This window comes from Streptomyces thermovulgaris (genome assembly GCF_002155915.1).
Taxonomy (GTDB): domain Bacteria; phylum Actinomycetota; class Actinomycetes; order Streptomycetales; family Streptomycetaceae; genus Streptomyces; species Streptomyces thermovulgaris.
In genome coordinates, this window is the sequence record NZ_MUME01000028.1 from 1 (window position 1) to 10,514 (window position 10,514).

A 10,514-nucleotide genomic window follows, 5' to 3' on the forward strand; every position below is an offset into this window, starting at 1 on the left:
GGCGCCGCGGGGGGCTGCGGCCGGGCCGGGGCGGGCGGAGGGTCGGGAGCCGGGGGCCGGGCGGTCGGGCGCACGCCGAAGAGCGAGCCGGTGGCGGCGGCCAGCTCGGCGGCGTGGTGGACCGACTCCCGGACCGGCACGCCCAGCCGGCGCAGGGCGCCGGCGAACGCGTCCTCCACCAGCTCCAGTCTCCGCAGCAGATCCTCCGCGCCGACCGCCTCGCCGCGCGACCGGACGGACAGCGCGGTGAGGATCTCCTCCGCCCGGTGCCGCACCAGACCGAGGGCCTCCCAGCCGGACGGCCGCGGCCGGGCGGGAGGTGCCGTGCCCTCGGGGCCCGGCGGGGGCAGACCGAGGGCGTCACGGATCCGGTCGCCGGCGGTGGAGTGCCAGCCGGTCAGGGTGCCGTGCAGCTCGGCGTACAGACCGTCGAGGAACGTCAGCAGTCCCGCCGCGCCGTCGGCCGGGCCGCCGTGACCTCCGGCGGCGCCCAGATGCTCCCGGAGCGGGGGCAGGCTGTGCGCCACGAGGTCGGCGGCGGCCTGACAGGCGTGATCCGTGGGCATGGGATCTCACGGCTCCTTCGGACCGTCCGCACGCGGAGCCGGACCGGGCCGGCCGGGCTCCGGCTGCGCGGCCAGGGCGAGGAACTCGGCCAGATGGATGGCCTTGGCACGGGAGCGGGCACGGCGCAGCCCCTGCTCCAGCTGGCGCAGACAGCCCGGATTGACCGCCACGACGTAGTCCACGTCCGCCGCCTCCACCTCGCTCAGCTTCGGGTCCAGCACCTTTTTGCTGTCGGCAGGCCGGAGCATCGAGTAGGTGCCGGCCGCGCCGCAGCACTTGCCCGCGCTGGGCAGTTCGACGTAGTCGGCGACCGCGGCGATCAGCTCGCGGGGCGGGCGGGTCACGCCCAGCCCGTTGCGCAGATGGCAGGAGTCCTGCAGCGCGGCCCGCGCCCGGCGGCCGTCGACCATGACCTGGCCGGCCGGCCGGTGGCCCTTCTCGTCGAGGTACTGGCTCAGCTCCCGCACCCGGTCGCGGCCGAGGTGGTGCGCGAGATGCGCGGCGCAGCCGCCCGCCGTGGTGAGGATGGTGCCCGGCAGCTGTTCGCCGAGCCTGCGGGCGAGCTTCCCGCCGGTCGCCGAGTCGCCGTTGTGCGCGTGCAGCGCGCCGCAGCAGCCCTGCGCGGCCGGCACGTCGGCCTCCGGGCACAGGCGCTGGACGGCACGGGAGACCCGCGGGTACAGGCCCCGTTCCACACAGCCCAGCATCAGCGACACGGGCTGCTGCGGCGGCTCCCCGGACGACGGGGCGGGTGCGGCGGGGCGCGGCCCGGCCTTCTCGCCCGGTCCGCGGGCATGGCGCCGGACGAGTCCCTGGAGGCGCAGCAGCCCGGGCCGGGAGACCAGCATCATCAGGGTCCGGGCGATCCACGGCCGGTTCCGGCCGCTCCACTGGTGGTCGCGCCACTGCTCCAGCAACTGGCCGTACTCCACGCCCGCCGGGCACACGGTCTCGCAGGCGCGGCAGCCCAGGCAGAACGAGGACTCCTCGGCCAGCGTGGGGTCGTCGGGGGCGAGGTCGCCGGCCTCCAGCGCCCGCATCAGCGTGATGCGCCCGCGCGGGGAGGAGGGCTCCTGGCCGGTGAGGGCGTAGGTGGGGCAGGCGGGCAGACAGAACCCGCAGGAGATGCAGCGGTCCAGCAGCTCCTTGTCGAAGATCCCGCGGCCCTGCCCGGCCGGGCGGCCGGGCAGGGAAGGAGCGGCGGGGGCGGGCCCGCAGACCCCTCCGGCGCACTCGGAGCCGGAGGAGCAGCCGCACGGGCCGGTGTGGTCCACGGTGTCGTGGTCGGTCATGATCCGAGCTTTCCGGGGTTGAGGATGCCTGCGGGGTCGAAGGCCTTCTTGATGCGGCGCAACAGCGCGACCTGGTCGTCCCCGAGCCGGTCGGTCAGGTACGGCAGCTTGGCGGCGCCCACGCCGTGCTCGCCGGTGATGGTGCCGTCCAACTCGATCGCGGCGGCGAAGATCTCCGCGAAGGCGAGGTGGGCGCGGTCGGCGCCCTCGTCGTCGTCGGGATCGAGCACACAGGTGGGATGGAGGTTGCCGTCCCCGGCGTGGCCGAAGGTGGCGATCCGCAGGTCGTACTGGTCGGCGATCCTGTCGATGCGGTCCACCATCGCGGCCATGCGGTGCCGGGGCACGGTGGCGTCCTCGAGGATCGTCAGCGACCCCAGCCGGGACAGCGCCGGGAGGGAGCAGCGGCGGGCGGCGAGCAGGGCCTCGGCGCGGGCCACGTTCTCGGCGAGCGTGACCTCGAGCGCCCCGTTCGCCTGGCAGATGTTCCCGATCCTGGCCAGGTTGTCCTCGACGTTGTCCGCCGAGCCGTCGTCGCCGAACAGCAGCAGCGCACCGGCGTCCTTGCGCAGGCCGAGGCCGGCGAACTCCTCGACCGCCTGGATGCACTTGCGGTCGAGGAACTCCAGGGTCGCCGGGACGACACCGGCGGCGATGACGGCCGTCACCGCGCGCGAGGCGTCGGCGAGGGTGTCGAAGTACGCCACCCCGGTGCCGGTCTCGGCCGGGGCCGGGAGCAGGGCCACGGTGGCCTCGGTGATCACCGCCAGGGTGCCCTCGGAGCCGGTGAGCAGCCGGGTCAGGTCGTAGCCGGCGACGTCCTTCCACAGCCTGCCCCCGGTGCGGATGATCTCGCCGGTGGGCAGGACGGCCTCGAGCCCGAGGACGTAGTTGCGGGTGACGCCGTACTTCAGCCCGCGCAGCCCCCCGGCGCAGGTCGCCACGTTGCCGCCGATCGTGGAGACGGTGTGGCTGCCCGGGTCGGGGGCGTAGAGCAGGCCCTTGGCGGCCGCCGCGCTCGCCAGCGTGGCGGTGGTCACCCCGGTCTGCGCCCGGGCCAGCAGCTCCTCGGAGCTGATCTCGAGCAGCTTGTCCAGCCGGGTCAGGACCAGGACGATGCCGCCGCTGAGCGGAACGGTGCCGGCGCACAGGTTGGAGCCGGCGCCCCGCGGCACCACGGGGATGCCGTGGGCGGTGGCGTAGCGGAGCACCGCCGCGACCTCCTCGGTGCTGCCGGGCAGCACCACGGCCTGCGGCCGCGCGTGGAACAGCGGTGTGGCGTCGCGGGAGTAGGCGGTCAGGGCGCCCTCGTCGATCCGGACGTGGTCGTCCCCCACGATGCCGGCCAGGTCCCTGGCCAGATCGGTGCCGACGGCCATCAGCGCACCACCATCCAGTCCAGGACCGGGGTCGACTGCAGGTAGACCAGGGCGCAGACCACGACGAGCATGCCGAGTCCCCAGCCGACGACCTTGCGGAACAGTTCGCCCTCGCGGCCCTCGAGTCCGACGACCGCCGCCGCGATGGCCAGGTTCTGGGGGGAGATCATCTTGCCGAGCACACCACCGGTGGTGTTGGCCGCGCCGAGCAGGTAGGAGGAGATGCCGGTCTTCTCGGCCGCGGCGACCTGGAGCATGCCGAAGAGGGAGTTGGAGGAGGTGTCGGAGCCGGTCACGGCCACACCGAGCCAGCCGACCACGGGGGAGAGCAGCGCGAACGCGCCGCCGGTCTGGGCCAGGAACAGACCGAGGGTGACGGTCTGGCCGGACAGGTTCATCACATAGGCCAGGGCGAGCACCGCCATCACGGTGACGATCGTCCACCGGAACTGCCGGACCGTGTCGGCGTAGGCGCCCGTGGTCCGCCGGACGCCGATGCCGTACAGCACGGCGGTGAGCAGACCTGCCACCAGCAGGACGGTGCCGCCGGCGTTGAAGACGTTGAAGTTGTACGTCACGGAGGACAGCGGCTCGCCCTTGGCGTTGACGACGTCCAGACCGGGCCAGGCGAACTTCCAGCCCGAGTGCGCCTCCAGCCAGGTCTTGACCGGTCCGGCGGTGGCCACGGAGAAGAGCGCCACGATGATCAGGTACGGGGCGAACGCCTTCAGCGCGGAGCCCTCGCCGGTCTGCCGGCGCCGCAGGACCGCGTCCGACTCGGCGGTGGCGGTGGAGCCGCCGGCGACGACCGGGGCCGGACCCTGGGCGGTCAGCACCTCCTTGGGCTGCCAGACGCGCAGGATGCCCACGACGGCCAGGGCGCCCGCGAAGGCGGCCACGATGTCGGCGATCTCGTACGAGATGTAGTTGGCGCTGACGAACTGGGCGCCGGCGAAGGCGAGCCCGCCGACGAGGGCGACCGGCCAGGTCTGCCGCACACCGCGCTTGCCGTCCACCATGAAGACCAGCACCAGCGGCACGAACAGGGCGAGCAGCGGGGTCTGGCGTCCGACCATGGCGCCGAGGTCGGCGGCGTCCATGCCGGTGATCTTGCCGAGGGTGGTGATCGGGACCGCGATGGCGCCGAAGGCGACCGGAGCGGTGTTGGCGACCAGGGAGACGGCGGCCGCCTTCATGGGCTTCATCCCGACGGCCATCAGCATCACGGAGGAGACGGCGACCGGGGTGCCGAAGCCGGCGAGCGCCTCGAGCAGCGCGCCGAAGCAGAAGGCGATGATCACCGCCTGGACCCGCTGGTCGCCGGAGAGGGACCCGAACGCCCTGCGCAGCACGGCGTCCCAGCCGGTGATCTCCGTCATTTTGTAGATCCACAGTGCGTTCAGCACGATGAACAGGATCGGGAACAAGCCGAATGCGGCTCCCTCGCTCGCGGCCAGCGCCGCCTGCCCGACGGGCATCGAGTAGGCGAGAACCGCCACGGCCAGAGCGACCGCCAGGGACACCAGCGACGCCTTCCACGCCTTCCAGCGCAGTCCGCCCAGCAGGACGAAAAGCGTGATCAGGGGGAGCGCGGCGAAGAGCGCGCTCCATCCGAGAGATCCCCCGACAGGGTCGAAAACTTGTTGGTAAGCAGCCATGACGCGTCCTTGCCTCATCGTTGGCTCTGCCGTGATCCCCGTCACTCCGGCGCGCGGGGTTGGTTGATTGTCAGACAGGCACACATGTCTGTCAATGGATCGTGCAAGGCAAGGTGCGTGCGAGAATGGACGGCGTTTCCCTCGGAGGTGTTCATGGCTCAGGACGCCGCCATCCGGCTGTCCACCGTCTCGGTCGTCGAAGCCCTTGCCGCATCCCTGCGCGACCGTGTGCTCGACGGCCAGCTGACCCCCGGCACGACCCTCGCGGAGACCGAGATCGCGGCCGAGTACGGCGTCTCGCGGCCCACCGCCCGCAGTGCGGTGACCGCCCTGGTCCACGAGGGACTTCTGCGCCGTGACGCCAACAAGCCGGCCTATGTGCCCCAGCTCACCCGCGCCGACGTCGACGACCTGTTCCTGGTCCGCACACCGCTCGAGACCCAGGTCGTACGGGTGCTCGTCGAGCGCGGCACGGTACCGGTGAGCGCCGCCGAGCGGGCGATCACGGATCTGGACCGGATGGGACCCGACACCCCGCACAGCACCTTCGTCGAGTCGGACCTGCGCTTCCACCAGTCGCTGGTGGACGCGGTCGGCAGTCCGCGCCTCAGCCGGCTCTACCGGGGCATCAAGGGCGAGATGCACCTGTGCATGGTGCAGACCCGGCACACGCTGGGGCGTGAACGCATCGTCGCCGAGCACGGGGGGATCCTGGAGGCGCTGCGCGCCTCGGACGCCGAGGAGGCGATCCGCCGTATGCGGGCCCACCTCGACGGAGCGTGCAGCTCCCTGCAGCAGCTCTTCGGAAGCGGCGAGGACTGAGGACCGCTCGCCGGGGCGCCGGCCCGGGGGCCGGCGACGGGAAAAACGGTGGCATCCGCATGCGCGGTCCCCCTAGGGTGTGCCCTGTCCTTCACGGCGGCCGCTGCCCGAGCGCCGCCGTCAGCCGAGCGGAGAGAGGGAGGTGTGACCGATGGCTGTCCTTGCGACGAGCGCTGCCCGCATCCGGACGTTCATCCACTCCACCTCCGCGGCCCTCGGCTGACCCTCGCTCGCGCACACGTCCGTACGCGCTGCCGGGGCCGCCCTCGTGAAGGGTTTCCCGTTGACTTCTCCCTTGCATTCCACTCCGCTTCCCCCCGCGCCGCACCCGCTCGCCCCGTACGGCTGGGACGAGGACTGGGAGGCGGCGTTCGCTCCCCACGCCGGGCAGGGCCTCGTGCCCGGACGTGTCCTGCGCGTCGACCGCGGACTGTGCGACGTCGTCACACCGGCCGGAGTCGTGCGCGCCGACACGGAGTTCGTCGTGCCCCGGGACCCGGTGAAGGTCGTCTGCACGGGGGACTGGGTCGCCGTCGATCCGGAAGGCGCCAGTCCCCGCTATGTGCGGACGGTGCTGCCGCGCCGCACCGCCTTCGTGCGCTCCACCTCCTCCAAGCGGTCCGAGGGACAGATCCTCGCCGCCAACGTCGACCACGCGATCATCGCCGTCTCCCTGGCCGTCGACCCGGACCTCGGCCGCATCGAACGGTTCCTGGCACTGGCCTGGGAGTCCGGTGCGCAACCGCTGGTCGTGCTGACCAAGGCCGACCTCGTACCGGACGCGACAGGACTCGCGTATCTCGTCCAGGACGTGGAGACCACGGCCCCCGGAGTGCAGGTGCTGCCGGTCAGCGCGGTGACCGGGGACGGCCTCGACGTCCTCGCCGCCGTCGTCTGCGACGGGACGTCCGTGCTGCTCGGGCAGTCCGGGGCCGGCAAGTCCACGCTCGCCAACGCCCTGCTCGGCGAGGACGTGATGGCCGTCCGGGCCACCCGGGACACCGACGGCAAGGGCCGGCACACCACCACCACCCGCAATCTGTTCGTCCTGCCCGGCGGCGGCGTGCTCATCGACACACCCGGGCTGCGCGGGGTCGGGCTGTGGGACGCCGAGAGCGGCGTCGGACAGGTGTTCTCGGAGATCGAGGAGCTGGCCGGGCGGTGCCGGTTCCACGACTGCGCGCACCACCGCGAACCGGGATGCGCGGTGCTGGCCGCCGTCGAGGCCGGCGAGCTGCCCGAACGGCGGCTGGAGAGCTACCGCAAGCTCATGCGCGAGAACCAGTGGATCACCGCCCGGACCGACGCACGGCTGCGGGCGGAGATCCGGCGGGAGTGGAAGCGCAGGAGCGCCGAGGGCCGGGCGGCGGCGGAGATCAAGCGGGGACGGTGGCGTTAGAGGACCCTCACGGAGGATCCCCGGGAACCTCGCGGACCTCCCGGGGCCCGTCCGGCGGATCCTGCCGGGCGGGCCCCTCACGGCCCTGGGCCGTGTGCCGGACGCCATGTCCGATTCCCGCCAGCGGGCACCCCGCCCCGGGGCGGAGACTGGACAGCGTGATGGACGAGGACGCCAGGTACGAGGCCGTGCGCAGCCGGGACGGCAGGTTCGACGGGGAGTTCTTCTTCGCCGTCGAGACCACCGGGATCTACTGCCGCCCCAGCTGCCCCGCCGTGACGCCGAAACGGCAGCACGTGCGGTTTTTCCCCACGGCCGCCGCCGCGCAGGGCGCGGGCTTCCGGGCCTGCCGGCGGTGCCGGCCGGACGCGGTGCCCGGCTCCGCCGAGTGGAACGTCCGGGCGGACGTCGTCGGGCGGGCGATGCGGCTGATCGGCGACGGCGTGATCGACCGGGAGGGCGTCGCGGGACTCGCCGCACGGCTCGGCTACAGCGCGCGGCAGGTGCAGCGGCAGCTCACCGCCGAACTGGGCGCCGGGCCCCTGGCGCTCGCCCGCGCCCAGCGGGCGCACACCGCGCGCGTCCTGCTGCAGACCACCGCGCTGCCGGTGACCCAGGTCGCGTTCGCGGCCGGGTTCGCCAGCGTGCGGCAGTTCAACGACACGATCCGGGCCGTCTACGCGGCGACCCCGAGCGAGCTGCGGGCCGCCGCGCCGCGCCCCGGGGGCGGCCGGGACGCCGCGCCCGCCGCCGGCATCCCGCTGCGGCTCGCCCACCGGGGGCCCTACCAGGCCGGTCCCGTCTTCGACCTGCTCCAGCGCGAGGCCGTGCCCGGCGTGGAGGAGGTGAGCGGGCCGCCCGGCCGGCGCACCTACCGGCGCACCCTGCGCCTGCCCTACGGCACCGGGATCGCCGCCGTCGAGGAGCGTCCGGGCGTCCGTACCGGCACCCGCCGCGGAGCCCGCCCGGGCGGCTGGCTCCAGGCCCGGCTCCACCTCACCGACCCGCGCGACCTGACGACGGCCGTGCAGCGTCTGCGGCGGCTGTTCGACCTGGACGCCGACCCGTACGCCGTCGACGAACGGCTCGGCGCGGACCCACGGCTGGCCCCGCTGGTCGCGGCCCGGCCCGGACTGCGGTCGCCGGGCTCGGCGGACCCGCAGGAGACGGCGATCCGGGCCCTGGTGGGACCGGCGGCGGCCGGGGAGCTGGTACGGCGCTACGGCAAGGCGCTGGACGCCCCCCAGGGCTCGCTGACCCACCTCTTCCCCGAACCGGCCGTCCTCGCCGAGGCCGAGCCGGACGGCCCCCTGGGTGCCCTGGCCGCCGCCCTCGCCGACGGCACCGTACGGCTGGACCCGGGCGCCGACCGGGACGAAACGCACCGGGCGCTGCTCGCCCTGCCCGGAATGGACCCCGCCACGGCCGCCGTCATCCGCAGCCGCGCCCTCGGCGACCCCGATGCGGTCCCGCCCGGCGTGGACGCCCCCGACAGCTGGCGTCCCTGGCGCTCGTACGCCCTGCACCACCTCCATGTCTCAGGCCCCATGTCTCAGGAGAGTTGAAGCCGTGATGACCGACCCCACGACCGCGCCCGCGACCGGGGCGGCCGTCCGGACGACGTACTGGACCCGCCTCGACAGCCCCCTCGGCCCCCTGCTGCTGACCGCCGACCCCTCCGGCACACTGACCTCCCTCTCCCTGCCCGGCCAGAAGGGCGGCCGGGAGGTCCGGGCGGACTGGCGGCACGACGCCGGGCCCTTCCGCGCGGCCGAGGAACAGCTCGAGGCCTACTTCGCCGGTGAACTCAAGGAGTTCCGGCTGCCGTTGCACGCGGACGGCACCGCGTTCCGGCAGCGCGTGTGGTCCGCCCTCGACGACGTGCCGTACGGGACGACCACCACGTACGGCGAGATCGCCGCCCGCATCGGCATGCCCCGGGCCGCCGTACGGGCCGTCGGCGGCGCCATCGGCGCCAACCCGCTGCTGATCCTGCGCCCCTGTCACCGTGTCATCGGTGCGAACGGCTCCCTGACCGGCTACGCGGCCGGTCTGGAGCGGAAGGTGCGTCTGCTCGCGCTGGAGGGCGCACTGTAGCCGCGGCCTGCCCGCACGGCACGGGTCAGCCGCGCTCCCGGACCACCCAGCCCCGCTCATGGGCGTGCCAGCCCAGCTGCAACCGGGTGGTCACACCGGCCAGTTCCATCAGCCGCTTCACCCGGCGCTGCACGGTGCGCAGACCCAGGTCGAGCTGTTTGGCGACGCTCGCGTCGGTCAGACCGGCCAGCAGCAGGGACAGCACTTCCAGATCGGTGGCGTCGGGACCGTCCGGAGCCTCCTCGGCGACACCGGACGGCCCGAGGTACAGCGGCAGCGCCTCCCGCCACACCGACTCGAACAGCCCGTACAGCAGCTCCAGCAGACCGCTGGCGTGCACGACGAGCGCGGTGGGCTCGGCGGTGTTCAGGGTGAGCGGCACCATGGCGAGCGTCCGGTCGACCAGCACGAGCTTGGTCGGCACGGTGTCGAGGACCCGCACCTCCTCGTCGCGGTCGAGCGCGGCGGTCAGCTCCGCGAGACCGCCCGGCAGATCGAGCACCGCGCGTTCGAGCACCACCCGGTAGCGGACCCCGCGGGCGACCGCCTGCTCCTCGGCGTGGTTCTCCAGGCTGGACACGGCGACCGGGCTGCCGGTGACCAGCGCGCACACCTCCTCGCAGGCGCCCAGCTGGAGTTGCAGGAAGCGCTGGGCGATCGCGGAGGTGCCGGTGACGACCTCGACCAGGTCGTGCACGGCGGGCTCGGCGGCGGCCGCCCGGTACTCCTCGGCGAGCAGCGCGACCGCCAGTTCCGCCTTCTCCAGCTCATGCCGCTGCTGGGTGAGCAGGGCACCCAGCGCCACCCCGGGAGGCGCGGCCACCCAGCGGCCGGGCCGGGCCGAGGACTGGGCCGCGAGTCCCTGCCGCTCCAGTCGCCGCAGGGCGCGCTCGGTGTCCTCCTCACTGAGCATCAACCGCCGTGCGAGATCGGGAACTTCGGCAGCCCCCACGGACACCAGGGCCCGGTACGCCGACTCGTGCGTCTCGTCCAGGCCTATCGCTGCCAGCATCAGCCGCTGTCCTCCCCTTGAGGATCCCCGGATGGCCGTTCCGCGGTGGGTCCATCGTGGCGGAAAACAGCCACGGCGCAAACCCGCCCCGGCACATCATCGCCGTATCCCCCGTCACTCTGACAAGGTGGCGCAGGGAAGCACCGATGCCCGGCCGAGCGGTGTGGCCTGCGCGAACGCGGAATTCCGCGCCAATGGCCCAGGACCGGGCGGACCGGCCCCGCCGTCGCGCGGGGCGCGTCCGACGGCACTGTTCCAGCCGTTCGGATCATGACCCGGATCCGGGTC

8 protein-coding genes and 1 pseudogene are annotated in these 10,514 nt (G+C 73.7%); 4 read left to right on the top strand and 5 right to left on the bottom strand.

What is annotated here, in order from left to right; all coding sequences use genetic code 11:
• The 4 genes and pseudogenes from CCN35_RS03490 to CCN35_RS03505 all read right to left on the bottom strand — a co-directional run.
• A pseudogene (locus CCN35_RS03490) lies at nucleotides 1-566 on the bottom strand (hypothetical protein); the annotation flags it as partial.
• A 6-nt stretch (nucleotides 567-572) separates the two neighbouring features.
• Nucleotides 573-1,859 carry a (Fe-S)-binding protein gene (locus CCN35_RS03495; RefSeq protein WP_079129899.1) on the bottom strand — a complete coding sequence of 429 codons (1,287 nt, stop codon included), beginning with the start codon at nucleotides 1,857-1,859 and terminating at the stop codon, nucleotides 573-575.
• Nucleotides 1,856-3,238 (bottom strand): FAD-binding oxidoreductase, encoded by a 1,383-nt coding sequence (locus CCN35_RS03500; protein WP_067397651.1) that lies wholly within the window; start codon nucleotides 3,236-3,238, stop codon nucleotides 1,856-1,858. The genes CCN35_RS03495 and CCN35_RS03500 overlap by 4 nt, the downstream gene beginning before the upstream one ends.
• A complete protein-coding gene (locus tag CCN35_RS03505) occupies nucleotides 3,238-4,896 on the bottom strand; it encodes an L-lactate permease (RefSeq protein WP_067397652.1) in 1,659 nt (552 codons plus the stop codon). Before CCN35_RS03505 ends, CCN35_RS03500 begins: the two co-directional genes overlap by 1 nt.
• A gap of 153 nt (nucleotides 4,897-5,049) precedes the next feature.
• On the opposite strand from CCN35_RS03505, the gene CCN35_RS03510 reads away from it, so the two are divergent.
• The 4 genes from CCN35_RS03510 to CCN35_RS03525 all read left to right on the top strand — a co-directional run bounded on the left by CCN35_RS03510 (nucleotide 5,050) and on the right by CCN35_RS03525 (nucleotide 9,214).
• Nucleotides 5,050-5,718, top strand: a complete 669-nt coding sequence (locus tag CCN35_RS03510; RefSeq protein ID WP_067397677.1) for a GntR family transcriptional regulator — start codon at nucleotides 5,050-5,052, stop codon at nucleotides 5,716-5,718.
• 295 nt (nucleotides 5,719-6,013) lie between these two features.
• On the top strand, nucleotides 6,014-7,117 hold the full coding sequence (gene rsgA, locus CCN35_RS03515; protein WP_067397653.1) for a ribosome small subunit-dependent GTPase A: 1,104 nt from the start codon (nucleotides 6,014-6,016) through the stop codon (nucleotides 7,115-7,117).
• A gap of 161 nt (nucleotides 7,118-7,278) precedes the next feature.
• Complete coding sequence (locus tag CCN35_RS03520; RefSeq protein ID WP_201450902.1) at nucleotides 7,279-8,682, top strand: DNA-3-methyladenine glycosylase 2 family protein; 1,404 nt, start codon at nucleotides 7,279-7,281, stop codon at nucleotides 8,680-8,682.
• A 7-nt stretch (nucleotides 8,683-8,689) separates the two neighbouring features.
• Nucleotides 8,690-9,214 (top strand): methylated-DNA--[protein]-cysteine S-methyltransferase, encoded by a 525-nt coding sequence (locus CCN35_RS03525; protein ID WP_086791471.1) that lies wholly within the window; start codon nucleotides 8,690-8,692, stop codon nucleotides 9,212-9,214.
• Between the two features lie 25 nt (nucleotides 9,215-9,239).
• Here the strand turns inward: CCN35_RS03525 and CCN35_RS03530 are convergent, their stop codons facing one another.
• Nucleotides 9,240-10,226, bottom strand: a complete 987-nt coding sequence (locus CCN35_RS03530) for a helix-turn-helix transcriptional regulator (protein ID WP_086791473.1) — start codon at nucleotides 10,224-10,226, stop codon at nucleotides 9,240-9,242.
• Nucleotides 10,227-10,514: the final 288 nt, after the last annotated feature.